General features: G+C 67.0%; 22 protein-coding genes. 14 read left to right on the plus strand and 8 right to left on the minus strand.

Features of this window, described 5'->3' with window-relative positions; translation table 11 throughout:
- Complete coding sequence (locus LKO27_RS12705) at window positions 1–972, minus strand: class I SAM-dependent methyltransferase (protein WP_227737888.1); 972 nt, start codon at window positions 970–972, stop codon at window positions 1–3.
- A gap of 436 nt (window positions 973–1,408) precedes the next feature.
- Between LKO27_RS12705 and LKO27_RS12710 the strand changes: the two genes are divergently transcribed.
- From LKO27_RS12710 to LKO27_RS12760, 11 genes are all read left to right on the plus strand, one after another.
- Window positions 1,409–2,578: a Xaa-Pro peptidase family protein gene (locus LKO27_RS12710; protein ID WP_227737889.1), complete on the plus strand. Its 1,170-nt coding sequence runs from the start codon at window positions 1,409–1,411 to the stop codon at window positions 2,576–2,578.
- Window positions 2,579–2,936: 358 nt separating this feature from the next.
- On the plus strand, window positions 2,937–4,028 hold the full coding sequence (locus LKO27_RS12715) for a sugar ABC transporter substrate-binding protein (RefSeq protein ID WP_227737890.1): 1,092 nt from the start codon (window positions 2,937–2,939) through the stop codon (window positions 4,026–4,028).
- 83 nt (window positions 4,029–4,111) lie between these two features.
- Window positions 4,112–6,244: a glycoside hydrolase family 20 zincin-like fold domain-containing protein gene (locus LKO27_RS12720; RefSeq protein ID WP_227737891.1), complete on the plus strand. Its 2,133-nt coding sequence runs from the start codon at window positions 4,112–4,114 to the stop codon at window positions 6,242–6,244.
- Complete coding sequence (locus LKO27_RS12725) at window positions 6,241–7,773, plus strand: sugar ABC transporter ATP-binding protein (protein ID WP_227737892.1); 1,533 nt, start codon at window positions 6,241–6,243, stop codon at window positions 7,771–7,773. Before LKO27_RS12720 ends, LKO27_RS12725 begins: the two co-directional genes overlap by 4 nt.
- On the plus strand, window positions 7,770–8,744 hold the full coding sequence (locus tag LKO27_RS12730; protein WP_227737893.1) for an ABC transporter permease: 975 nt from the start codon (window positions 7,770–7,772) through the stop codon (window positions 8,742–8,744). The genes LKO27_RS12725 and LKO27_RS12730 overlap by 4 nt, the downstream gene beginning before the upstream one ends.
- 30 nt (window positions 8,745–8,774) lie before the next feature.
- Entirely contained in the window at window positions 8,775–9,761 is a 987-nt protein-coding gene (locus tag LKO27_RS12735) for a LacI family DNA-binding transcriptional regulator (protein WP_227737894.1), read from the plus strand.
- Between the two features lie 54 nt (window positions 9,762–9,815).
- Entirely contained in the window at window positions 9,816–10,736 is a 921-nt protein-coding gene (locus LKO27_RS12740; RefSeq protein ID WP_227737895.1) for a polysaccharide deacetylase family protein, read from the plus strand.
- 208 nt (window positions 10,737–10,944) lie between these two features.
- Window positions 10,945–11,304: a sensory rhodopsin transducer gene (locus LKO27_RS12745; RefSeq protein WP_227737896.1), complete on the plus strand. Its 360-nt coding sequence runs from the start codon at window positions 10,945–10,947 to the stop codon at window positions 11,302–11,304.
- Window positions 11,305–11,572: 268 nt separating this feature from the next.
- Window positions 11,573–11,989 (plus strand): hypothetical protein, encoded by a 417-nt coding sequence (locus tag LKO27_RS12750; RefSeq protein WP_227737897.1) that lies wholly within the window; start codon window positions 11,573–11,575, stop codon window positions 11,987–11,989.
- Between the two features lie 406 nt (window positions 11,990–12,395).
- On the plus strand, window positions 12,396–13,091 hold the full coding sequence (locus tag LKO27_RS12755; RefSeq protein WP_227737898.1) for a hypothetical protein: 696 nt from the start codon (window positions 12,396–12,398) through the stop codon (window positions 13,089–13,091).
- Complete coding sequence (locus tag LKO27_RS12760) at window positions 13,055–14,098, plus strand: thrombospondin type 3 repeat-containing protein (protein WP_227737899.1); 1,044 nt, start codon at window positions 13,055–13,057, stop codon at window positions 14,096–14,098. The genes LKO27_RS12755 and LKO27_RS12760 overlap by 37 nt, the downstream gene beginning before the upstream one ends.
- Window positions 14,099–14,201: 103 nt before the next feature.
- Here the strand turns inward: LKO27_RS12760 and LKO27_RS12765 are convergent, their stop codons facing one another.
- Window positions 14,202–15,299 carry a DUF4432 family protein gene (locus LKO27_RS12765; RefSeq protein WP_227737900.1) on the minus strand — a complete coding sequence of 366 codons (1,098 nt, stop codon included), beginning with the start codon at window positions 15,297–15,299 and terminating at the stop codon, window positions 14,202–14,204.
- A 71-nt stretch (window positions 15,300–15,370) separates the two neighbouring features.
- A complete protein-coding gene (locus LKO27_RS12770) occupies window positions 15,371–16,111 on the minus strand; it encodes an alpha/beta fold hydrolase (protein WP_227737901.1) in 741 nt (246 codons plus the stop codon).
- 128 nt (window positions 16,112–16,239) lie between these two features.
- Here LKO27_RS12770 and LKO27_RS12775 point away from each other — a divergent pair, with 128 nt between their 5' ends.
- Window positions 16,240–16,749, plus strand: coding sequence for a helix-turn-helix domain-containing protein (locus tag LKO27_RS12775; protein WP_227738047.1), 510 nt, complete (start codon window positions 16,240–16,242; stop codon window positions 16,747–16,749).
- Window positions 16,750–16,854: 105 nt separating this feature from the next.
- On the opposite strand, the gene LKO27_RS12780 is transcribed toward LKO27_RS12775, so the two are convergent.
- The 5 genes from LKO27_RS12780 to LKO27_RS12800 form a co-directional block, all read right to left on the minus strand.
- A complete protein-coding gene (locus LKO27_RS12780) occupies window positions 16,855–17,550 on the minus strand; it encodes a transaldolase family protein (protein WP_227737902.1) in 696 nt (231 codons plus the stop codon).
- 422 nt (window positions 17,551–17,972) lie between these two features.
- On the minus strand, window positions 17,973–19,415 hold the full coding sequence (locus LKO27_RS12785) for a DEAD/DEAH box helicase (protein WP_227737903.1): 1,443 nt from the start codon (window positions 19,413–19,415) through the stop codon (window positions 17,973–17,975).
- A 282-nt stretch (window positions 19,416–19,697) separates the two neighbouring features.
- Entirely contained in the window at window positions 19,698–20,231 is a 534-nt protein-coding gene (locus LKO27_RS12790) for a YbaK/EbsC family protein (RefSeq protein ID WP_227737904.1), read from the minus strand.
- 43 nt (window positions 20,232–20,274) lie between these two features.
- Window positions 20,275–20,973, minus strand: coding sequence for an NAD(P)H-hydrate epimerase (locus LKO27_RS12795; protein ID WP_227737905.1), 699 nt, complete (start codon window positions 20,971–20,973; stop codon window positions 20,275–20,277).
- A gap of 252 nt (window positions 20,974–21,225) precedes the next feature.
- Window positions 21,226–23,289, minus strand: coding sequence for a DUF4185 domain-containing protein (locus tag LKO27_RS12800; protein WP_227737906.1), 2,064 nt, complete (start codon window positions 23,287–23,289; stop codon window positions 21,226–21,228).
- Between the two features lie 243 nt (window positions 23,290–23,532).
- Here LKO27_RS12800 and LKO27_RS12805 point away from each other — a divergent pair, with 243 nt between their 5' ends.
- Entirely contained in the window at window positions 23,533–24,615 is a 1,083-nt protein-coding gene (locus LKO27_RS12805; protein WP_227737907.1) for a glycoside hydrolase family 172 protein, read from the plus strand.
- Window position 24,616: 1 nt separating this feature from the next.
- Entirely contained in the window at window positions 24,617–25,744 is a 1,128-nt protein-coding gene (locus LKO27_RS12810; RefSeq protein ID WP_227737908.1) for a DUF4185 domain-containing protein, read from the plus strand.
- Window positions 25,745–25,797 lie beyond the last annotated feature (53 nt).

Below are 25,797 nucleotides of genomic sequence, written 5' to 3' on the forward strand. Positions count from 1 at the left end.
TCAACCGCAGTTCTCGGTGAAGGTGACCGTGTACGCACAGTCCTGGGCGACGACGCGCGTGCGCCCCACACGCTCGTTGAGCTCGCGACGGTAGGGCAGGTGGGAGTTGTAGACGCACCACAGCTGGCCGCCGGGGGTCAGGACGCGGCTGGCCTCCGCGAACATCTCCAGCGTGTCGGTCGAGTCCTTCGTCGTCCCTTGGTGGAAGGGCGGATTGGTGACGATGGCGTCGAGCGAGCCGTCGGGGAGGTCGGCGATGCCGGCGATCCAGGTGGCCTGGACCTCGAGCTCGTTGGCCTGCGCGGTTTCCAGGGTGGCGCTCACGGCGGACCACGACGAGTCCCGCGCATCCACCCGGTGCCCCTTGCGGGCCAGGACGGCTGCGATCACCCCGTTGCCGGAACCGAAGTCGAGGACGTGCTCGCCCGCGACGTCGAGGTGCTGCAGGAGCAGCCTGGTGCCTGCGTCGACCTTGGTGCCGGCGAACGTCGCTCCGTGGGCCACGATCGTGAGGCCGAGGTCGTCGTGGTGGCGGGCCTTTGGCCACTCGGACTCCAGGTTGGCCGGTCCCCAGGCGCGCAGCGCCCGGGACTTGCGGTGCCCCAGCGTCGCGTTGACCGCGGCGAAATGCTTGCCGAGGACCTCGTTCATGGTGCGGTTCATGTGCTTCATGCGGGCGCCGGTGAGGAACGTGACGTCCGTGGCGCCCTGGATGCTGACGGCCTGCTCGTCCAGGGCGCCGAGCGACTTGGGAAGGTGGCCCCAGGCGAGGTCGACGCCGTGCAGGTCTGAGGGGTGCTCGACGATGAGCCGCTCCTCGACGAGTTCGGCGTCGCGGATGTCGTCGCACCAGACGCGCACGTCGTCGGTGATCTTGAGCGCGTGCTCCACCAGTGCCGGTGCGTCGATGACGGCGATCGCCGTCGCCTGCTGCGGGGTCTCGGCCAGGATCAGCTCGTCGATTGGGTCCATCCCACGATGGTCTCACGTTCGCTGCCTCGCACGGTTGGCCCCCGGCCCCCGGACCGCGGACCCCGGCCCCGGCCCCGGCCCCCGGACCCCGGTCCCGGCCCCGGCCCCCGGACCCCGGCCCCGGCCCCCGCCCCCGCACCCGGCCCCCCTCCGCCCCGCCTCCGGCGGGACCTTCCGGCCGGCGGTCTGAGGGGGCGTGGGATTCTGCGACGCAAACTCGGCGTGTCATGGACGGGACCTGTCCACGACACGCCGAGTTCGCGTCCGTCGCCCGCATCGCGCTTGGCACCAGCTTCCATGAAGCGCTTCAATTTTCTTCGTGCAAGCCGTTGACACCGTCTCGGGACCTCCCTAGAGTCAGTTGTGCGCAAACGATTGCGCAAGGCCGGATAGCGAAGTCCGGGCCCCGACGAATGATTGTCAAAGGAGATCAGTCATGGACCGAGTCCAGATCCCAGCCCATGAGTACGCCGAGAGAGCCAAGCGCGCCGGGGAGCTGATGCGGGAACGAGGCCTGGACGCCCTGTTGCTCAACGGCAACGAGGCCGACTACGCCAACACCCGCTACTTCAGCGGATTCTGGCCCGTCTTCGAGCGTGCGGGAGTGGCAATCAATCCTGACGGCAAGGCTGCCCTGCTCGTGGGCCCTGAGTCCGACCTCTTCGCCAAGGACACCGGCCGGATCGACGACGTCTTCGTCATGGCGGAGTACCGCGAGTCAGCGGACCCCGACTACCCCCACCTCACGCTGCAGAAGTTCGACGAGGTGTTTCGCCACCTCGGCGTGACGGGCAGCAAGCTGCGGATCGGCGTCGCGTCAGTGCTGGACACCAACGTCGTGGTCTGGCAGTCGCTGCAGAACACCTTCCCCGACGCGGAACTCGTCGATGCCCGCGACATCATGGTGGCGCTTCGTTCCGTGAAGTCCGACGCCGAGGTGGCATGCCTGAAGGAGGCCGGCCGCATCACGGACCTCGCGATCGCCGACGTCGTCGCCGCCATCCGCCCGGGCATGACCGAGCTCCAGCTGGTCGGCGTGGCGCAGAAGTCGATGTACGAGAACGGCGCCGAGTACGAAGGCCTGCCGCAGTACTGCTTCGCCGAGGAGAGCACCAAGCACGCCATCTCGCGTTCCTCCTACCGCGTGCTCAAGCCCGGGGACATCATCCAGCTCAACCTGTCGGCTGCCGTCGACGGCTACAGCCCCGCGGTGGGCATCCCCGTCTCGCTCGGCCCGCTGAAGGGTGAGAAGAAGGACATCGTCGACTACATCCTCGAGATGCACATGTGGACCGAGGGTGAGCTGCGAGCCGGTCGGGTTGCGGGGGAGATCGCCCGCGACTACGAGCAGAAGTTCATCGACGCCGGCCGCAAGGACGCCTACGTGTACGGCCCCTGCCATGGTCTGGGCCTGACCGAGGTCGAGGCTCCCTGGATGGAGACCAGCTCGGACTACACGCTGAAGCCGAACATGACCTTCCAGATCGACACCTTCGGCATCGGCTCCAACTTCGGGGTCCGGTGGGAGAAGCCGGTGGTGATCCGTGACGGCGGCGTGGAGTTCCTGGCCAACCAGATCGGCCAGATCCACGAGCTCGACGCCTGATCCCGACGGGGTGCGGCCCCAGCGGGCCGCACCCTTCCCAGACCCAAGAGGAAGAACGAATGAAAGCCATGCGCGCAGCAGCGTCGCTGTCGGCGGGCTCCGGCCAGCCGTTGCGTTGAGTCCGTCGAAGGGCTCGGTGGAAAAGCCCCAGTCCATTGGAGGACCGGGCGGAAGTTGAAGGCGAGCGGTGCGGGGACCACAGGCGGTCTCCCAGCCGCTGGTCCCGGTGTGATGCGGGCAACTGCCCGGCGCACCCGGCGACCCGTCGGCCGGCTGGTGCCGGGCGCGGCGTCGTCGCCAGAGTGGGTGGGGTACCGGCCCGACCCTGGTAGATCAATCAACCGAATGGAGAAACCAAATGCGGATCAGGACAGGAGCAGTCGCACTGCTCTCGGCAGCATCGTTGCTGCTTGTTGGATGCTCGGGGGCCACGGCCGACCCGCTCGAGGGCGAGACCTCGGCCAGCGGGACCACGGCCACTGGGGAAGGTGAGACCCAGGGTTCCGGTGATCACGCCTTCGGCGAGGACGAGACGCTCATCGGTGGCAGCATCTTCACGCTGCAGTACGCCTGGTTCCTCGGCGCGCAGGAGGGCATGGAGAAGTGGGCTGAGGAGAACCCCGACGCCAACGTGAAGTTCCAGTTCGAGGACAGCCAGCAGGACATCCAGACCAACATCGAGAACCTGGAGAACCTGGTTTCGGCCGGCGCGAAGGGGATCGTCGTGTTCCCGACCGACTCGAAGGCCATCATCCCCACCATGGTGGACCTCCACAAGCGCACCGGAACGCAGTTCGTCGTCGGTGACTACCCGCAGCAGCCCGACAACCCCGAGGATGCGGTGTGGAACACCTTCGTCGGCCACGACATGGTCGCCCTGGGGGAGTCCGCCGGTCAGGTGGCCGTGGACTACTTCGAGACGCTCGGCAAGCCCGACCCGACAGTCGTCTACATCACCGTGCCCACCTCGGGCGAGGTCAGCGCTGACCGGCTCAAGGGCTTCAGCGACGTCGTGCTCGAGGCCTTCCCCGAAGCCAAGATCATCGAGGAGGGCGACACCGGAGCCGGCGACCGCAACTCCGCCCAGAGCCTGATGGAGAACGTGCTGCAGCGAGAGGCCACCATCGACCTCGTCGCCGGCCACAACGACGCCGAGGTCATCGGCGCCTACAACGCGGCGGTCGGCGCGGGTCGCGACGGCGAGATCAAGTTCATCGGCATCGCCGGTGACAAGGAAGTCCTCCAGTACATCCAGGACGGCAACGAGGCCTGGATCGGCGAGGTACTGCAGGACCCGGTCGTCCTCGGATACACCGCCATGGACGCCCTGTGGAAGTCGATGGCCGAGGGCGAGGACCTGCCCGAGACCTACGACCTCCCCAAGCCCGAGGCGATCACCCCGGACAACATCGGCGACTACGACTGGCAGAACTGGACCTGGCTCGGCTGAGCCGACCCCAAGACCCGGCTGGGCGGTCCGGCCCCCACGGACCGCCCAACCGGCCCACCCACCCATTCCGGAAGGTTTTGCAAATGATCAGGACCCTGCCCGAACCCAAGCAGCTCGACGACAGGGGCGCGCTCACCCGCCCCTTCACCCACCTGCAGCTCGACGCCGAGGCCGTCGGAGACGTCGCCGTCGAAGAGGTGCGCGAACTGGCCGCGCTGCGCTTCTGGAACTACCCGGGTATCTTCAGCGACGCCGATGGCGCCCTCCGCGTCACAATCTCCGCCGCTGTCCCGGCCGATGTGGAGGTGGACAAGCCCGAGCTGTTCGCCGAGCAGGGCTACGTGCTGGAGGTCGACGACGACGGCGCCCGGATCGCCGCCTCCGCCCGGCCGGGGCTGGTCAATGCGCTGACGACGCTCAAGCAGCTCATCTCCGAGCAGGAGGTCCTCGACGGCGCCGCCGACGGGTTCCGGCTGCCGGCCTGTCGCATCGTCGACCACCCCTCCATCCCGGTCCGCGCCGTGGCTCCGACCTTCAGCTGGTACGCCGGCTACGGCCGCATCGGATTCGACATGCAGCTGTGGGGCTTCGAGGAGTGGGAGCAGTTCCTCAACCAGTGCGTGGACCAGAAGGTCAACCAGCTCAACATGGTGATGTACGGCTACTGGCCCTTCGAGTTCCCCGAGTACCCGGAGACGACCTTCTCCAACATCCCGGTCAAGGTCTGGAACCAGGAGAACGGCCGCTTCATGGACGTCGGCTACTCCCACCCGAACGTGGTCGACAACTACCTGCCGCGCTTCCTCGACCTGGCCCACAAGCTGGGCGTCAAAGTCCTGGCCTACGTCGGCCTCAACTCCTACAACGGCGGCTGGACCATCGCCCACCCCGAAAAGCGCATGGTGACCCCTCCCGGCAGCGACTTCCTCAACGACTTCGACTCGGTCTGCCTCTCCGACGAGGAATCGGTGGACTACGTCGTCGCCTCGATGCGCAGGATCGCCGAACTCGGCTTCGACGGCTACACGCTGGAGGAGAGCGAGGAGGGCTTCTGGTTCTGCAACTGCGAGCGCTGCACCGAGCGCTGGGGGCGGCACGCGTCGTCGCCCGGGGAGGCCAAGCACAAGGCGAACACCGAACTGCTGATGCGCATCCGCGAGGAGGTGCGTCAGGTCAATCCCGACGCCATCATCGGCATCCGCGCCTACCGCCAGCCGCCCCTGGAGAAGGACCCGGCGTGGCTGCGGGAGACCGCCGATGCGCTGCCCGACGATGTGGTCCTGTTCTGGGCGCCGGCCCTCTACGTTCCGCCGACGGAGTTCGAGAAGTGGGTCGAGGCGTTCGGCAAGGAGCGGATCTGGGGGCGGGACTCGGAGTCCAACTCGATCACCTCGACGATGGGGCGGCTGTACCGGACGTTCGAGTCGAACATGATCCGCTACGCCGACGAACCCAACGTGCAGGTCATCGAACGAGACATCGAACAGCACATCACCAGCGTCGAGGCCGACGTGCATGGGATCAACGGCTACATCTTCGAGTGGTACGGCCTGTTCCTGCACCTGTTCGCGCACGGCAACTACGGCTGGGGCTCGCGGATGGAGCAGGACCGGTTCTTCGAGAGCGTCTGCGCCACCACGTTCGGCGACGAACTCGGCGCCCGGGTGCTGCAGGTCATGCGTGACATCCTCACCATCCACGAGAGCCAGATCCCGCTGTACACCACGCCCTTCCCGTTCCAGTCGAACAGGATGACCGACGCCGACATCCCACGCATCGAGCAGGCGATGGCCGACCACGAACCACTGCTGGCCGAGATCCGCGACATCCGGGAGCGGCTGCAGGCAAACCCGCGGCTGAAGGTCTGGACCAAGCACTTCGACCGTCTCGAGAACGCACAGCGCCGAAACCGCGTCATCTACGACCTCGTGCTGGCAGCCCTGGCCTACGAGAGCGAGACGGACCCGGCCAGGAAGGACGAGCTCCTCGATGAGGTGCTGCACCACAACGAGCGTGACTTCGACATCGCCAAGGAGATGTTCTTCGACCTGGTACCGGTCGGCTGGACCGGCGTGAAGAGCTGCATGATGCCCTACCACGAGATGAAGCGCCTCATCCACAACATCCGCCATCCCGAGGACCCGGACGATGACATCATCTGCTCCGGCATCGAGGCCCTCGGCTGGCTCTGGCTCGCAGACAAGGAAGCCTCATGAGCACCGAGACCCAAGCCGCAACCGAGAGCACCACCCGCACGACGCCGCTCGTCGAGGTGAGGGACGCCCGCATGGAGTTCCCCGGCGTGGTGGCCCTCGACGGCGTCTCCTTCGACCTGCGCCCCGGCGAGTGCCATGCGCTCGTCGGCGAGAACGGCGCGGGCAAGTCGACGCTGGCCAAGGCCATCATCGGCGAATACACCCTGACCTCCGGGGAGATCCTGATCGGCGGCGAACCCACGCCCCGGCACTACGACGTGCGCGAGTCCCAGCGGCTCGGGATCGCGGTGGTGCACCAGGAGTTCCAGCTGATGGAGGAGCTCACGGCGCTCGAGAACATCTACATGGGCCACTACGCCAAGCGCGGCCCGTTCATCGACCGTCAGGCCCAGCGCACCCGCGCCCGGGAGCTGCTCGACTACCTCGGCGTGAACATCCACCTCGACGTCCCGGTGAAGTATCTCCGCACCGCCGAGAAGCAACTGGTCCAGCTCGCCCGCGCGCTGTCCAGGGAGGCGCAGGTCATTGTCCTGGATGAACTCACGGCTGTGCTCCCCGAGAACGACATCGAGAACATCTTCCGCATCGTGCGCCTCCTGCGCGACGACGGCAAGGGGATCATCTACGTCTCCCACCGGCTCGACGAGATCTTCGAGGTCTGTGACCGGTACACCGTTCTGATGGACGGCCGGCATGTCCAGACCGGCGACGTCTCCGATCTGACCAAGCCCAAACTGGTGGAGCTGATCGCCGGACGTGAACTGAGCCAGGTCTTCCCACCCATCAACGAGCCTGACGAGGAGATCGTGCTCGAGGTGGAAGGCCTCACCAGCGACGCATTCTCCGACGTCGACCTCCAGGTCCGACGCGGCGAGGTGGTCGGCATAGCCGGGCTCGTCGGCGCGGGCAAGACCGAACTCCTGCGCGCGATCTTCGGGGACTACAAGGTGAGGTCCGGATCAATCCGCGTCAACGGCAAGGGCGTGGCGATGTCATCGCCGCGAAAGGCCATCCACCACGGCCTCGGTTTCGTACCTGACGAGCGCAAACGGCTCGGCCTCAACGGTGCGCTGGACGTGCGCAAGAACACGACTCTGCCGTCGATGAGCAAGTTCAAGAAGTGGGGCGTCTTCATGGACGACCGTGCCGAGCTCGAGCACTCCTACGAGACCCTGGAGTCGCTTCGGCTGCGGTACTCCTCGTTGTGGCAGTCCACCGCGAAACTCTCCGGCGGCAACCAGCAGAAGATCGTCATCGCCAAGTGGCTCATCGCGGATACCGACATCTTCCTCATGGACGAGCCGACCCGCGGCATCGACGTCGGCGCCAAGAGCGAGATCTACAAGCTCATCACGGCGCTGACGGCCCAGGGGAAGTCAGTGGTGATCGTCTCACCCGAGATCGAGGAGCTCCTCGGCCTCGCCAACCGCATCTACGTCCTCTACGAGGGCAAGGTCCGCGACGTCTTCGAGGGCGAGCGGAAGAACCAGTCCGAAATCATGACCAGCCTGTTGGGAGTCGAGAAGTGACCCAAGCAACCTACGCGGCCAAGAGCACGCGCTACTCGGGAGGCCTGCGCGCCTTCGTCAACGAGTGGATGATCCTGTTCCTGTTCCTCGCGCTGTTCGCGATCTGCGCGGTGGCGATCGACCGGTTCCTGGAGCTCGGGAACCTGATGAACATCGCCCGCCAGATCTCCTTCCTGGCGATCGTCGCCCTGGGCCAGTTCTTCGTGATCCTGATCGCGCAGTTGGACCTATCCATCGGCTCGGCCATCGGCCTGCAGTCGGTGTTGCTTGCTGGCCTGGTCGCCAAGAGCGGTCTGAACGTCTGGGTCGCGCTGCTGCTGGTCCTGGTCAGCGCGGTGGTCATCGGCCTGGTCAACGGAGCGCTGGTGATCTACGGCAACGTGCCCTCGTTCATCGCGACCCTGGTGACCATGAACGTCCTGACGGGCATCGCCTTCCTCTACTCCCGCGGCCTGCCGATCAGCGGCCTGCCGACTTGGCTCAACTATCTCGGGATGGGCTACCTGTTCGCCATCCCCGTACCCGTCTACCTGATGGTCCTGGTCACCACCGTCTGCTACGTGTTCACGATGCACACCGAGCTCGGCCGCAGCTTCTACGCCGTCGGCGGCAACGCCGAGGCCGCGCGCCTGTCCGGCATCAACGTCAAGTTCATCGGCATGCTCGCCTTCGTGCTGAGCTCGCTGCTGGCTACGCTCGGTTCGATCGGTCTGACGGCACGGACCATGTCCGGCTCCGCAACGCTGGGCGACGCGATGCTCTTCGACGTCATGACGGTCGTGGTGCTCGGCGGGACGTCGCTGTTCGGTGGTCGGGGCAACGTGCTCGGGGTGGTGCTGGCTGCCTTCCTGACCGGAGTCATCTCCAACGCGATGGTGCTGCTGGGGATCGACACGTACTTCCAGTGGATCGTCAAGGGTGCCATCCTCATCACGGTGGTCCTGATCGACGTCAACTCCAAGCGGAAGTGACCCAAGGCCCCGGATCCAGGTGGTGGACATATGGCAACCCTTCGTGACATCGCCCAGCAGTTGGGGCTCAGCGAGTCGACGGTGTCGCGCGTGCTCAACAACAAGGGACGGGTCGGGGCTGCGACGAAGCGCAGGGTGCTCGCCTACGCAGACCAGGTGCAGTACATCCCCAACCAAATGGCCAAGTCGCTGAAGCTGCAGTCCACCAGCACGCTCGGCGTGGTCGTGCCCGACATCAGCAACGAGTTCTACGCGCTGCTGTTCAAGGAGGTCGACCACCTCGCGAGCGCCAAGGGCTACACGCCGATCCTGTTCAACATCGGCGACGACGTGCGCCGCGAGGAGACCTTCGTCGGGCACCTGCGCGCCTCCACCGTCGACGGGTTGGTGGTGGCGACGTCGGGTAGCGCCACCTACGCCTCGCTCCCGGAACCGTTGATGCGACGGATCGTCTTCGTCGACAACCTGCCGCAGGGCGGGCCCGAATGCAGCTACGTCGGGGCCGACAACGTCGAGTCCTCCTATGCCCTCACCCAGCACCTCGTCGACCGCGGGCACACCCGGATCGCCACGGTCGTGGGGCCGGCGGGGGAGTCGTCGGCGCTGGAGCGTCTGGAGGGCTTCGAGCGCTGCCTCGAGGACAACAAACTGACCCTCGAGCGCGGCTGGGTGGCCCGGACGAACTTCCAGTACGCCGACGCCTACGCCAAGGCCGCCGCGCTCATGAACGGCGACGACCGCCCGACGGCGATCATCGCCCAGAACAACGTGCTCGCCTACGCCACCATCCGGCAGGCGCAGACCCGGGCCATGCGGGTGCCGCGCGACCTCGCCGTCGCCTGCTTCGACCACTTGGACGCTTACGGGTTCATGAGGCCCGTGATCACCACCATGGTCCAGCCCGTGGACCGGATCGCAGAGAAGGCCTGGGAACTTCTGCAGCAGGGGATCGCCGGGCAGTCCCCACACACGCGCCACCGGTTCCCGGCCAGCTTCCGGCTGGGCGAGACCACCTGATTACCCAGCGACCCCGCGAGTGCGGCTCGCTGGGCTGAACGAGAAGAGGAAACAATGTCTGACAACCCGATCACGGTCATCATCGGCATCGACATGGAGACCGACGTCGGCAGCTTCACCCCCTACTACGAGGGCCTGCGCAACGGCACGCCCCTGCTGCTGGACCTGTTCGACGAACTGGACGTGACCACCACCTTCGTGTTCACCGGCGAGTGCGCCCGCGAGAATCCCGACGTCGCGCGCGAGTGCCTGGACCGGGGCCACGAGGTGGGCTCGCACTCCTACCAGCACGAGACCGTGGGTGACCCACTGTTCGACCTGCCGGGGGTGAAGCCGATCCTGCCGCATGAGGTCAAGCCTCGGATCGAGTTGAACACCAGGCTGGTGGAGGAGGCCACGGGCGTGCGCCCCGTGACGTTCCGCTGCCCGCGCCTTTGGGGTTCGACTGAGGTGGTGCGGGCGCTCGACGAGCTCGGCTACGTCGCCGACATGACCTACCCCATGTACTTCTACCGCGAGCAGTTCGCGCCCTACTTCCCGAGTCTGGACGACTGGACCAAGCCGGGGGACTCAGCCGTGCTCGAGATCCCGAACTTCGCCGACATGGTGATGGAGTCGAACGATCCCGGCCTGGAACGTGACCGGGACCAGTGGCCGCTGTTCCGCACCAAGGGCGGCGCCTACATGCTTGAGCGCTCCATGAAGTTCAAGGAGTTCTGCGACGGCAAGGGGCTCGACACCTACCTGTGCTTCTACATCCACCCGTGGGAGTTCTGGCCGATGGCCGAAAGCTACAACTTCGGCGAGGCGACCGTCATCCCCGAGGGCTTCATCACGGAGAACTGCGGCCCGGGCGCGTTGGAGGAGCTGCGGATCCTGATCCAGGGCCTGAAGGACCAGGGGGCGGTGTTCATGCAGGCCAAGGACGTGCCGGCCCTTGTCCGCGAGCGCGAGTCCAAGAAGGTGGGTGCCTGATGACCCTGCGTTGGTCGAGTAGGGCGGCGAGTTCTGCGAGCCTGCAGGCTCTTCGTTGGTCGAGTAGGGCGGCGAGCTCTGCGAGCCCCCGTGTCGAGACCCCGGGCGCCCGCGGCCCAGTTCTTCGTTGGTCGAGTAGGGCGGCGAGCTCTGCGAGCCCCCGTGTCGAGACCCCCGACACCCTCCAGTCCTTGAAAGTGAGTGAAGCATGACAGGCCGCCAGAAGTGGTTCTTCCCGGACGCCGAACTGCCCCCGCCCGGTGACGGCGAACTCCAGGGGCACGAGTCGATCATCATCCTCAACCCGAACCCCGAGCCAGCGACCGTGGAAGTGACCCTGTACTGGACCGAAGGTGCACCGGACAGGTTCACCGTCGATGTCGGTGCCGAGGTGGTGCGGTGTCTGCGTACCAACGTCGCTTCGGACATGGGCGGGCGTGAGATCCCGCTGGAGGAGCAGTACGCGATCGGGCTGTCATCGAACGTCGGCATCGTCGCGCAGTACGGGCGGCTCGACGTCCGGCAGCCGAACATGGCGTTCTACGCCACGCCGGGGTATTTCGAGTAGCAGCCGCTGCCAAACACCTCAGGGGGCAAACCCTGCGCGCGACTCAGTAAATGTTCAGGAAAGGCCTGTCCTCCAATAGCAGCAATGTGTAGGCTCGTGCCCACCGAGCGCCGACCAGTGCTGCTGGCCGCCGGGGGGTTGCGTCAAATCGTCATGCTGCACGTTTCCTGGGGGAGGCAATGATGCGCTGTCCGGCTGAGTCGCGTGGTCTGGGATCGGTGGCCAGTGGCCCGCCCCGCGGACGCCCACGTCTCTCCACGAGCGCGGCATGAGGGTCTCGCGCCGTGCACTTCTTGGTGTGGTGAGTGTGGCCGGTTTGTGGGGGCTGGGCGCCTGCGGCCCCGAGGAGGACCTAGAACCCTTGGAGGCTCTGACATCCGACCCGATGGCCGACGAGCAGCTCCTGGACCTCGAGCTGGTTTCGTCGGAATCCCGCGGCTACCGCACCACCATGGGCAAGCCCGAGTATGCAGAACTCACACACCACTTCCAGATCATTGACGACGACGTCCTGACCCGTGCGGTCACGGCGGCCGAGGACGCGGGATGGGTGGGCGAGGCACCAATCAACGAAGCCCTCCGAACCTGGCGCGGCGCCAAGGATTCCCCTCGGCGCACCTGTGCGATCACCGTCACCGACGACGGGCTGCTGCTGGTCAAACTCACGAACCTGGAGACGCCGTGAACCCTCGGATCCGCCTTGCCTTGATGCTCTCGATCGTCGCGGGGTTTGCCCTGTCGGGGCAGCAGCCCGCACACACTGCACCGCCCGAGTAGAAGCTCGCCATCGTCCATCTCGGCGATTCCTACTCCGCCGGCAACGGTGCCGGGGATTACTACGGCCCGCAGGGCTGCTTCCGCAGCTCCAACAACTGGGGAAGCGAGTTCGAGGCCTGGGCGAACTCCGCGGGCATCAGCACCACCTACACCAACCGGGCCTGCTCCGGCGGCGTGACCGACAACCTGTTCAACCAGCGCACCCTCGCCGCGCAGTCCCGCAAGGGCGTGAGGCGGATTCGGAGGCCGATGCCCTGGCCAAGCTGCAGGCTGCTGACGCCTGCGGCGCCGGCACGAGCGACGACATCGCCTCGGTGGACTACAACATCGAAAGCGGCGGTGCCTGGTTCTACCCGTACTCCTACGCCTGTCAGTTGACGATGGACGCCCAGGCCGACGCCGTCGGCGCCCAGACGAACCTGGTGTTGCTGACCATCGGCGGCAACGACGTGAACTTCGCCACCATCGTGGAGGACTGCTTCGCGCCCGCAGTGCCGTTCGTCACCGACGGTGCCACGCCGCAGGCCTGCCGCGCCGCGGTTGAGGCCGCCGACGCAGACCTCGCTGACGCCATGAATGCGACGGCCACCGCGATCGGGCGTTTGCTGGGCGAGAAGATGACGGGCCGTCCGGATTCGAAGGTGGTCCTCATGGGCTACCCGCTTCTTGCCACCGACAGGGCATACGTCCTCAACAAGGACGGGGACTCCTATGACGCGGCTGCGGCCGTGCGGGCGCTGGGTGTCAAGGCGCGGGGGCTCCAGAAGGCCGTGGTGGATGGGTTGCGCAGCACGTGGGGGGAGCGTGTGATCTACGTCGGTGAGGTGGGCGACGCGTTCGGCGGGCACGAGCCCGACCCACGCCTCGGGACCGTCAACGACTACCGCTGGTTGAACGAGTTCACCGAGACCGACGGAGATGCAGCGGACGGCGCCAAGACCTCCGCCCGGTTCTCCATGACCGCAGAGGAGTGGTGGCACCCCAACCTCATCGGGCACCGCGAAACCTGACGGCCCTGGTGGAGGCGACCGGCGGGCAGGTGTTGCGCGCAGACGGATCTGTGGAGATCCCCGAGCTGTTCATCGAGGCGGTGACCGACGTCATCGATCGTCCGTTCGGCTGGCTCAATGGACCGTACGTGGCGAAGGTGGGCTCCGACGTTGTCCTGGACGCTCGCGGCAGCCACGCCGTCGGCGGCATCACAAGCTACGAGGGGGACTTCGACGGCGACGGCACCTACGACGTGATCACCACGGAACCGACCATCACACACTCCTACGACGAGCTGATCACCGGCTTCGCCGGGGTGCGGGTCACCGACGCCGAGGGGCTTCAGTCGGTGGGCAGCACGAGGCTGGCCATCACCCGCGACGGCGACGAGGTGCCCGACGAGTTCGACAACTGTCCCGACGTGCCCAACCCGGACCAGCAGGACAGCGACGCCGACGGGGTCGGTGACGAGTGCCAGGACCCAACTGACTTCCCGATCAGTCTCGCCGACGGCGTGACCATCGGCGAGCCGAGCCCCAGCCCGTCGCCCACTGCCAGCCCAACGCCGCGTCCGACGCCGACGCCGACGCCGACGCCGTCACCCTCACCGACGCCGTCTGTGAGCACGCCGGAGGACCTCTACATCACGCCCGGCTACCACGAGGTCAACGGCCGGCGCTGGATGACCGCCTGCGAGCCGTACTCGGCAACCAGCCGGTGCTGGACCTACATCTGGGCGACGCAGGTGTTGCGGGTGGGCAACGGCTACGGGCAGGTGAATCAATGGGCGTTCAACAACCTGACCTATGTCGAGGCGCCGAAGTCACTTTGGACCGGAAACCCGCTGGCGACGACCGGGCAGTGGCGGGCCGACGACGGGCGCCTTTGGCGGACCGAGTGCAACACGCCGGTCACCGGGTGGAACGGTTGCCGCAGCTTCGCGGAGGCCAAGGTGGTTGAGCGGATCGGCGACGGTTACCGCACCGTGACCAAGGTGGTGTTCAACAACATCGTCAGGTTCAGTTGACGGGTGCAACACGAACCCGGTGAAGGGGCATTCGACAGGGTCGGCCTGGGTGGGACGCGGTTCAACGTCGAGTTGTCGCCCGGCCAGCGGGATGGTGACGTGGTCAGCGGGTGGCGAGGACCTGCTCGATGAGCTTCAGGCGGCGGTCGGTTTCCTCCTTCGGGAGGAAGTCGATCTCGAAGCTCATGTCCACGCTCTCGTGGCCCTGGATGGTGCGCACCATGCCGTCGCGTTCGGCCGCCACCCGGCCGCGATGGTGTGCGGTGGAGGGCAGGCAGAAGCCGGCAGCCGACTCGTCGCCCGTGTTGGAGATCCACCGGATGACATGGGGGAGGTGCTCGGTCTCGAAGCTGACCGACGCCGCGCGCCCGTCGGGGCGGACCTGCAGGAAGTGGGCCCAGCCGTCGTCGTCGGCCTCGGGGGTGAGAATGGCGCAGTACTCGGGCGTGATCGACTGAGCGATGTCGAGTTCGTTGGAGGCGTCGAGATTCGCGGTGATCCGCTCGGTGTAGGCGGCGGTGACGTCGTCCTGACCGGGGTCGGGTGCCATCTCGAAGTGCTCGGCGTCGAGGCGCACCGTCTGGGCCAGGCGGCCGCCGTCGAAGATGGGCCAGTTCACGTGGCACAGGTAGGAGTAGCCGAAGGGGTTGTCCCGGTGGTTGGTGATGCGCACGTCGAGGTCGAGTGCTGTCCCGCCGGGCCGGAGGGCGAGGAACGGTTCGAACTCGACGTCGATACCGTGGCTGACCCGCAGCCGGAAGCTGCCCGCCACCCCGACCCAGGTTCCGTCGGGGCCGTCGCCCACCAGCAGCAACGCCTCGTCGAAGCGGCCATTGGGCAGTTCGCCGTGGTGTGCGTGGGTGTCCTCGGGTGCGGGGTGCCCGATGCCGGTCAGGCCGCAGTGCAGCAGGAAGCCGCCGTAGGTCTCGCCGAACACGGTCGACGCCGCGGGCTCGTCGAAGTGGGTGACCATGGTGAGGGGTTCGCCGTCGACGATGTAGCGCCACACCTGCTGGCCGCGGAACGGCAGCACGACGACCTCCACCCGCTCGGTGGTGATCCGCAGCGCCTCGACGCCGGAGTCGTAGCGGAAGGTGCTGACCACGGCGTCGTTGGTGCTGACGATGGTGCGCTCCGCGTCGGTGAACATCGACGGGTACAGGTGCACAGCGGAAGTGGGGACGTACTCGTTCGGGCGCATTTGTGCTCCTCGGGGATCGCGGGTGACCGAATCCAGCCTAGGGGCGCGCCCCTGAGTTGTCCGGTGATCGGCTAGTTGCCCCGATGGCGCGTCGCACGGTCCGCGACGAGCGCAGCCACTGCCTCTGGCTGTTCCAGCATGGCCCAGTGACCGCCGTCGAGGATCTGAATGTCCCAGTCGTCGGCCGCCGCAGAGTGGAGGATGGCTGGGACATCCGCTTCCGACGTCGCAACGAACGTCGCCTCCTGCGAAGTGACGGGCTTGCGCATCTTGGCTGGGTCGAGCACGGTCCGTCCCGGGTGCGGGGTGAAGCGGGCGGCCAAGAGGCCCCGGTCGTCGGGGGACAACCCCTTCTCCAGGTCCAGTGCCGCCCTTGGAGGCGGAGCCCAGAGGTGTGCCGCCGCGACGATCTCGGCGCGCTCCTGTGCCCGCGCGGCGTCGTCCGGCCCCCAGTCGTCGAGCAGGCTCCGCCCGTCCCTCGGGAGGAAGCTCGCGAAGTGCACGGAAGCCACGCTCTGGCCCAGCCGGTCGGCCACCTGGCCAACGACCATGCCTGAGTAGGAGTGACCGACGAGGACAACCCGGCGGGAACCCCTCCTCGCGAGGTGGTCCAGCACCTGGATGACGTGGTCTTCCAGACGCACTTGCCCGACCCGTTCCTCTGGTGTTCCGGGCTCCAGACCGGCGAGGGTGATGGCCTCCGCGTCGATGCCACGACGGCGGAGGGACTCCGCCGTCGGTTCCCAGATCCAGGAGGCCATCCAGGCCCCCGGGATGAGCAGGACGTAGGGCAGTTCTTCCGTTGTGTTCATTGCATTCCCTTCGTTTCGGAACTCGGCTGCTGGCATGAACTCTGGCCCTCCTGTGACTGTCGACGGCTGTCGTGCCAGACTGGTTGCAAAAGGCAACCGGATTCAGCGTAGGGTAGACTGGGTGCATGATGCAACCAGATTTGCGGGCGGGTTTGTCGGTTCCTCCGGGACGCTCCGGTTGCCCGATCAACCTCGCCAGTGAATTGCTCGGCAACAGATGGAGTCTCGTGATTCTCCGGGACCTGGTCTTCGGCGGCCCCCGGCACTACCGGGACCTGCTGGCCGGTTCACTTGAAGGGATCGCGTCCAACATTCTCAGCGCTCGTCTCGAGAAGCTGACAGCGGCCGGTCTCCTGAGCAAGCACACGGACCCCCGGCACAGTCAGAAAGTGCTCTATCGGCTAACGGAACCGGCGATTCAACTGGTCCCTGTGCTTGTGGCTCTGGGGGACTGGGGTAACCGTTGGCTCCCGGCGGATCCGGACATCGGAGCCACTGCGGCAGCGCTGCATGCTGGCGGGGAAGCGTTGCAGCGGCGCTTCATGGACGAATTGCGCTCTGAACACCTGGACGGGATCGAGCCGGGCCCGGAAAGCCTCCGGACGTCCCTCGTCGGTGCAGGCTCAGGCAGGGACTGAGGGCTGGGCCGCGGGTCAATCGCGGGGGATTTCACCGAGGGGCGGGTGGTCGAGGGTGCTCGTCCACGGCAGGGCCCTGGGCGTCCCGGATTCCTCTTGCCCAGGTCAGCGGACGTCGGTCATGAAGTCCTCGAAGTCCTCGACGGCCTTGGCCGTGAGGTCGTCGGTGAACAGGTCGTCGAGCACGGAGGGGGAGACGGTGAAGACGCGGACGCCGATGTCGGTGAGGGTGACCAGGTGCTTCGCAGACTTGATGGAGGCCGCCATGATCATCGGTCCCGAGCCGTCCTGCGGCACGGCCTTGACCATGTGCTTGATCTCCTCGGTGCCGTCGAGGCCGGCGCGGAACATCCGGTTGAAGTAAGGCGCGATGTACTTCACGCCGAGCGCGGAACCGATCAGCGCCTGCTTGGCCGAGTAGACGGCGGTGAGCAGGACTGGGATGTCCTGGTCGCGAAGCTTGGAGATGGTGTGTGCGCCCGTGACGGTGCAGGGCACCTTGATGGTGGCACCGGGCGCGATCTCGCGGATCTCCATGGCCGAGCGGTACTGCTCCTCGACGGTGGAGCCCCACACCTGGAAGCACACCTCACGGGCGCCGGCCGCGCGCGCCCACGAGTAGATGTCCGCGATGTCGGAGATGTGCTGGCCGGCCTCGCGCATGAGCTGCGGGTTCGTCGTGACGCCGGAGAACATGCCGATCTGCAACCACGGTTCGGCGGCGGTGCGGTCTGCGGAGTCGATGAAGAACCGGACGTCGTTGGCAGCCGCGAGCCGCCCTTCCCAGATGGTGGCGTTCATGTTCTCGTTCTACCACCGAAGCGATGCCGATTCCGGGTGGACTGCGAAGGTTGGGCGCCTGCCCTTCCGGCTGGTCCCCAGTGGGCAGTCCTACTTGGCGTCCTGCTATTTGCCCTGAACGTGGATTCATGGGGTAAGCCGCGCCAAATCAACGATAGTGGGCAAAAATCCAAGGTCCGCGGGCAAATACAGCCCTGTATCGTGTGGAGTTCAGCGAAAAATGGACCCAAGTTATCGCAGCCGAGCTGACTCATGGCAGGATAGAGGAAGTTTCCTGATTATTCGGGGGACGACGGACGCCGCGCTGACTTTCGGGGGAATGGCCAGCGCGGCGTTTACTTCATTCTGAAGCCCAGCGTTGCAGACAACAGCCCGCATCCTGCCCCTTTGGGGGGCGGGACGCGGGCTGCTTCACATCTGGCTCAGCGTGAGCGAAGGCTCCGCGAGAAGTCGGCCGCGCTGCGGCCAGCTCCCGACGATGCGCCGTCCGGGGCTGCCGACCGGCCACGTGATCCACCGCGGCGCGCACCGCCCGCAGACCGTTGACCGCCACCGTTGCGGGGAGCGCCGCTTCCGGCCTGCGAACCGTCACGACGACCACCGCCACCATTGCCGGGGCGACGGTTACCGCCACCCGAGGTCTGCTGCTCGCTGTGAGCCGTGACACCGGCCAGCTTGGCCGCCTCGTCGGCGGACAGGTAGGTGCGGGCGCCGGGCGCGAGTGAGCTGAGGATCTCGTGGCCGGGGGTCGCGTTGGTGAAGGTGGGGTTGATTTTCGCCTGGCGGAGCAACTGCCGCACGTCGTTGCGCTGCGACGGCAGTTCCAGCGTCACGACGGTGCCCGAATTGCCGGCGCGGGCCGTGCGACCGGAGCGGTGCAGGTAGGCCTTGTGCTCGGTGGGCGGGTCGGCGTGGACAACCAGGGCGACGTCATCGACGTGGATGCCGCGGGCTGCGATGTCAGTCGCCACCAGCGTCTGCACACGACCCGAGTGGAACGCGTCCATGTTGCGGGTGCGGGCGTTCTGGCTGAGGTTGCCGTGCAGGTCCACCGTCGGGACGCCCAGGCTCAGCAGCTGCTTGGCCAGCTTCTTCGCGCCGTGCTTGGTGCGGGTGAAGATGATCGTGTTGCCCGGGGCGGCCGCGAGCTCGGCGAGCACCTGGGTGCGGTCGTCGTTGTCGATGCGCAGGACGTGGTGGTCCATCTCACCGACGGGGGAGAGCTCGGAGTCGGCCTCGTGGGTGACGGGGTTGTGCAGGAACTGCTTTACGAGCGTGTTGACGCCCGCGTCGAGGGTGGCGGAGAACAGCATGCGCTGCCCGGTGCCGGGGGTGGCCTGCAGGATGCGGCGAACGCCGGGCAGGAAGCCCATGTCGGCCATGTGGTCGGCCTCGTCGATGACGGTGATCTCGACGGCCGAGAGGTCGGCGAGGTTCTGGCCCATGAGGTCCAGGAGGCGGCCGGGGCAGGCGATCAGGACATCGACGCCGCGCTGCAGCGCCTTGGCCTGGGGGTTCTGGCCGACGCCGCCGAACACGACGGTGGAGGTCAGGCCGGCGGGCTTCTCGAGGGTGACGAGGGACTCGTGCAGCTGGGTGGCCAGCTCACGGGTCGGGGCGAGGATGAGGGCGCGCGGCTTCTTGGCCTGCTTGCGCTTGTTCGACTCGCTCAGGCGGGCGACCATCGGGAGCAGGAACGCGAACGACTTGCCCGAGCCGGTGCGGCCGCGTCCGAGGACGTCGCGCCCCGCGAGGGAGTCGGGCAACGTCGCTGCCTGGATGGGGGTGGGGGAAGTGATGCCACGCTCCGCCAGGGCGGAGGCGAGCTGGGCGGGCACGCCGAGGCGTGCGAAATCTGAAGACAAAGGGGGTACCTATCGGGAGTTGTCTCACCGGGTGCAAAAGCTGTGAAGCGAAAGCGGCGTCCTGCAGGATTTGGATTGACCTGCGCGCCAGCGGTCCGAGGTAAGACTGGGCGGACCGACTTGATGAGACTACCAGCCGCGCAACCGAAGCGGAGAATCGTCGCCCGCCGGTCTCAACCCGAAGGGCTACTCGGGGAGGCGTGAGGATCTGCCAGAAACTCCGTTTTCTTTGCACTCGAGCGCAAAGTAAACGGAGTTTCTGGCCGTGGTTCCCGGGGTGGCTCAGAGGGCGAGCGGCATTACCTCGACGCCGGGTAGCCGCGCCAGGTCCGTGCCGCGGATGGCGACCTTGCTGCCGCGGATCCCGGAGCCGATGACCAGCCACCCGGAGGCCGCGACCTTCTCGTCCACGAGGATCGGCCAGTCCTCGGGCAGTCCGATGGGCGTGATTCCGCCGTATTCCATGCCGCTGAGCGAGGTGGCGGTGTCCATCGGTGCGAACGAGATCTTCCGGACGTCGAGGTGCTTCTTGATGGTCTTGTTGACGTCGGCGCGGTCCGTGGCAAGAACCATCACCGCGGCGCGCGACGTGCGCTCACCCCGGCGCCCCTCCACGACCACGCAGTTGGACGACTCGGCCAGTTCGACCTCGTAGGCCTCGCAGAACGCGGCGGTGTCGGCCAGTTCCGGGTCGATGGGGGCCACGCGGGCCCCGAGACCGCGGATGGCTGCGGCCGTCGGGGCAGCTAGGAGGTGGGCGGCGTCGTCGGCCGGCCTCCAGTCCAGGTTTCCGGGGAGAGCGCCAGGCGAGGTCATCCCGCCAGCCTAATCGGGCCGCGCCAACGTTCCCCGGCAGGGCTCAGGGGAGGGGAATCCCGATGTCGGCCACGACGACGCGGCCGCAGCGGTCACTGGCCGGCGGCGTGATGTGGCAGGGCTTGAGAGCGGCGAAGGTGACGGTTCGTCGGGCGCGGAAGGTGACGCCCCGGACGTCACCGGAGTCCGCGTCTAGTCCGCTGGGCAGGTCCACGCTGATCACCGTCACGTGGGCGGACTCACAGGCGCGCGCGAACTCCGCGACCTCCCCCGTCAGCCCCGGCCGCCCCCCGATCCCGAGCACCGCGTCGATCACCAGGTGGGTCTCCTCGAGTTCCTCCAGGGCGGTGGCGGCATCCACCTCCCGCACGCCGGCGTCCCTGGCGGCGTCCAGACCGCCGGGGTGGGCGCGGTTGGAGGTCAGCCAGACGGCGACGTCGTGGTGCTCGGCAAGGATGGCTGCGGCGAACAGCCCGTCGCCGCCGTTGTTGCCCGGGCCTACGGCAACCAGGACCCGGCCCCTCGGCGCGTCCGCTGGTCGTCGGTCGAGGTCGGGCGGCCGTGACTCGAGCGGTGTCGCAGGGAAGCGGTGGTCGGCTCGCGCAAGGTTCGGGGACAGGAACGCAGTGGCGGCATCGGCGACGGCGCGGGCGGCTCGGCCCATCAGGTCCACGTCGGGGTCGGCGTCGAGAACCTGCTGCTCGGCCAACCGCATCTGCTCGGAGGTGATCACGCGCGGCATGGGTCAACCCTCCCATCACGCCTCGGTCGCCACAAGGACCCGCGCGCACACGAGCGGCACCGCATCCTGCCGTCGCCACCGATCGCCTCACTCGCCACCGTTATCGGGGTTCGCCACCGCTGTAGCGGTGGCGCGGGCGCCGACCGGTGGCGCGGGCGCCGACCGGTGGCGAGGGCGCCAACCGGTGGCGAGGACAAGCGAAGGGGCCGGGCTTACGCCCGACCCCGTAGCCCCGCTCGAGCTTCCAGGAGCTCAGCGGAACCGGACGATGTTGTTGAACACCATCTTCCTGACAGTCCGGTACCCGGTGGCTGTCTGCTCGATCACCGAGGCCTCGGCATAGCTGCGACAACCATTTCCGCCGGTGGCGGGGGTATTGCACTCGGTGCGCCACGCACGCCCATCCGCGCCGGTCCAGCTGCCCGGCGTCGCCAGGGGATTGCCCACCCACAGTGACTTCGGCGCATCCACGTAGGTGAGATTGTTGAACACCCACTGGTTGAGTTTCACGTAGTCGTCGCCGCTGCGGAGGATCGTGGTGGCCCAGATGTAGGTCCAGCACCTCACCGTAGCCGAATAGGGTTCGCACACGGTCATCCAGCGCCGGCCGTTGACGTTGTGGAATCCGGGCGTGGTGTACAGCGCCACCGCAGGGTCCACGGGTTTGGCCGTGGCTGACGGCGATGGCGTCGGGGACACGGTCGGCGTCGGGGACACGGTCGGCGACGGCGACGGCGAAGGCGACGGCGACGTCGGCGGCTCGGAATCGCTCGTGGCCACGAGGTTGATGTTGTCGCCCTGCACCCAGCGGTCGGCGGTCATGGTCGAGCCGGCGTAGACCTCGAGTTGTGAATGGGTGCCGGAGTCGAACTCGACGACGAACATGTGCCAGCCGTCGAGGTCCCCGAAGGTCTCCTCGGCCACCACGACCCCACCCGGGCCGCTCTGCCTGACGCCCAGGAAGCCCTCTCCCGCGCCGCCTCCTGACGAGTCGCCCGTCCGCAGCCAGCCGGTCAGCCGGTACTGCGTGTGCGGGGTCACGTCGACCAGCTGCACGACGGCGTGGCTTCCGGCGTTGCTCCTCACCCAGAACTGGCGCCGGCCCATCTTGGCCCAGGCCTGGTTGGTGTCGATCCCGCCGTTGCCCTGCAGCGTCCAGCCGCCCGGGACGTTCAGCGCGTCGCTCTGCTCGAAGGAGGAGTCCCGGATCAGGTTCGGCCGGATGACCTGGCCGTCCTCATCCAGGGTGACGTGCATGAGTGCGACGTTGTACTGGTTCCAGATGGACAGGGCGAAGTAGAGCTCACCGCTGGCCGACCACGGGTGGATGTAGCCGCCGTAGAGCCCTGGGTGCTCAAGCTGGGAGGCGAGCAGCTGCTCCTCGCCCCACGAGGTCGGTGAGTCGCCGACGCGCAGCACCAGGTCCGCGTTGGTGTTGAGGTAGACCATCTGCCACTGGCCGGTGACCGGGTCGTGGCGGACGGACAGCTCTGCGACGGCGGGGCCGATGATCGGCTCGACGGCGGCGTAGTCGTCGGTCCAGGCGCTGCCGTCCCAGTACTCGTAAGCTGCCTTGTCCAGCATCGAGTCCGCCTGTACGCGGGCCGCCGACGCCGCACCGAGGCGGCCGTTCGGGGTTCCGAACATGTAGACGAAGTCCTCATGGCGGGTGAATGCGACCATCTGGAACGGGTCGTCGTCGGCCTCGGTGTTGTCCCAGCGCGGGGCGCCCTCGGTGGACCAGGTCTGCCCGCCGTCGTCGGAGTAGGCGAGCTGCGAGAAGTTGGTCCACCATTGACCGGGCGGTCCCCACTCACGAACTGACATGTATGCCAGGTACTGGCGGCCTTCCACCTCGATGCCAGCCGTCGGGATGGTGGTGTGCTCCTCGCCGGGGACCTTCTGTGAGCCGATGATCTCGACAGCCCGACCGGAGTCGTCGGTGAGCGCCCAGTCGAAGGACATGCCGTCGGTCAGGTCGGTGTCGGAGGAGCGCAACAGGACGTTGCTGCGCCAGTTGCCGGTGCCGGCGCCGTCGCCGCCGGGGGTGGAGAACGTGTCTCCGAACGCCATCAGCACGTTCTCGCTGCCGTCGTCCCAGATGACACCCAGGTCGGTGGCGCCGATGTCCCAGACCTCGGCGGTGTCGGTGACCGCGTCCCTGCCGGTGATCTCATCGACCAGGACCGCGGGCGAAATGGGCGGGCCCTGGTGCTCGTCGGCGCGCGCCACGTTCCCCGCAACGATCCCGGAGAGCAGCAGGGCGCTGCCCGTGAGGGGGATGATAAATCGATTACTCAGTCTGTTGCGTCCCATCGCTTCTCCTTTGAGTTGATGTGCCGCGCCACCACTGTCGGCGTGGAGGCCATGCCCGTGGAGCGTAACCAGCGCGGGTGGGCATGTAAAGGACTCTGGAGTATCGAGACGTGTTCGAGAAACTTCTTTCGCGGAGTTTCAGAGCCGCTTGACAACGGGCTGGACCGTGCATAATCTGTGTAAACGATTTCACACAGTTTCCTGCGGCGCTGGTGCCGCGGATGCGAAGAAGGGTAGTCAAGGATGACGTCTTCCTACGGGGACCACGGCTCCAGCCTCCGTGATCTGCCGCGCCTGAGGCACACTCGCCGTCGGCGCGTCTCCTCCTACGACCGCTCCGGCGGCAACGAGGACAGGGTGACGCTCAGGCCCGGCGACACCGTGGAGCTCGCCAACATCAGCGGCGCCGGCGACATCAACCACATCTGGATGACCGTCGCCCCAGCCGGGCCGACTGATCCGAACACTCCCGACAACGACTTCCTGCGCAAACTTGTGCTTCGCGTCTTCTGGGACGGGAACGAGCACCCAAGCGTCCTCGTGCCGCTTGGAGACTTCTTCGGGGTGGGGCACGCGAAGACCACCAACTTCGCGTCGCTGCCGCTGCAGATGAGTCCCCAGGACGGCAAGTCGTTCAACTCGTTCTTCCACATGCCCTTCGCCGACGGTGCCCGCTTCGAGCTGACCAGCGAGTGCAGTGAGCTCGTGCTGTGGTTCTACTACTACATCGACTACGAGGCGTTCGACTCCCTGGAGGACGGCATCGGAAGGTTCCACGCCTCCTGGCACCGCGAGAACCCAACCGATGGTGAGGAGCAGGGCGACCGCTCCAACGGGGAGTTCCTGTTCGGGGGCGAGAACACCACCGGGGACGGCAACTACACCATCCTCGAGACCAGGGGCCGCGGCCACTACGTCGGCTGCACCTTCAACGTCACCAACCTGCGCCACACCGAGGACTGGAACTGGTACGGCGAGGGTGACGACATGATCTTCATCGACGGCGAGCCCTGGCCGCCGGAGATCCACGGCACCGGCACGGAGGACTACTTCAATACCGCGTGGTGCCCCTCGGAGCCCTACCAGAGCGCCTACCACGGCATCACCATGCCGGGCGGCCCCAACTGGTCTGGTCAGGTGTCCATGTACCGCTTCCACATCGAGGACCCGGTCACCTTCCAGGAGTCGGTGCGCGTGACGATCGAGCACGGCCACAACAACTCCCGAAGCGACGACATCTCATCGGTTGCCTACTGGTACCTGGACCGCGTCGACGAGACGCTGACGCTCCCGCCGGTCGAACAGCGGCTCCCGAGGCTCGGGTGACATGGTGTCGCGTCGAACGTTGCTGACCGCTGGGGCCGTCGCGCCCCTGCTCACGGCCTGCGGGAGCGAGGGCATCCCCAACGCCGTGCAGCTCGGCGACGACTTCGTGCTGGAGCGCGTCGACGCCGTGACCCAGCTGGCGCAACTGACCGGCCCGGGTGCAATGAACGACACCGTCCAGTACCTGCTGGAAGGTGCCGACCTGGGACACATGACCACGGTCGGGGACCGCACGTACTTCGTCTTCGGTGACAACTTCGGACTCCGGGACCCTGACACCATCGGGGCCGGTGGCGAGGTGTGGAAGTCCAACTGCATCGCCTTCACCACCGACGACGATCCGGCCGACGGCATCACCTTCGACGGCTGGATCCTGGACGACCTCGGGCAGGTCAAGGAGGTCATCCCCGGCGACCACAAGCCCAACGACCAGGTGGGCGAGGTCACCAAGATCCCCACCCAGATGTGGGCCGTCGGGGACGCACTGTTCATGGGATACATGTCGGTGCACCACTGGGGGGAACCGGGGGCCTGGACGGCCGACCACGCCGGCGTCGCCCGCTCCCTCGACGACGCCCAGACCTGGGAGATCATCCCCGGCCTTGTCTGGGCAGGGGACTCCAACTTCATCCAGCTCGCCCACGCCCACGTGGTCGAGGCCGGTGACACCTACGTCTACCTGTGGGGGATTCCCGCGGGCAGGTTCGGGGGAGTGAAGCTGATGCGCGTGCGCGCGGACGCGGACGCCGTCGTGGACCTGGGGGCCTACGAGTACTTCAGTGGTCTCGCCGACGACCTCCCTAGCTGGTCCAAGGAGGAGTCCGACGCGGTGACAGTCCTGGACGCGTCCGTCGGGGAGCTGTCGGTGCTGTGGTCTGAGCACCTGGGACGCTGGCTGCTCACCACGATGGTGGACAACGGCTCCGCCGTGGTGTTCGAGGGCCTGGCCCCCTGGGGGCCCTGGAGTCAGCCGCACACCATCACCACCCAGGGCGAGACCCCTGGTCTGTATGCGCCCTACACCAACCCGCGCTACGTCAGCGGGGAGCGGGTCTATTTCACCTTGTCCATCTGGAACCCGTACCAGGTCTTCTGGTACTCGATGGACCTCGTCAAGCGGGGCGGCTGAGCCGCACCGCCACAACTGAATTGCCCTTCCACAAGGGGCGAACCCACCGAAAC

This window comes from Tessaracoccus sp. OS52 (assembly GCF_020687685.1).
Taxonomy (GTDB): Bacteria; Actinomycetota; Actinomycetes; order Propionibacteriales; family Propionibacteriaceae; genus Arachnia.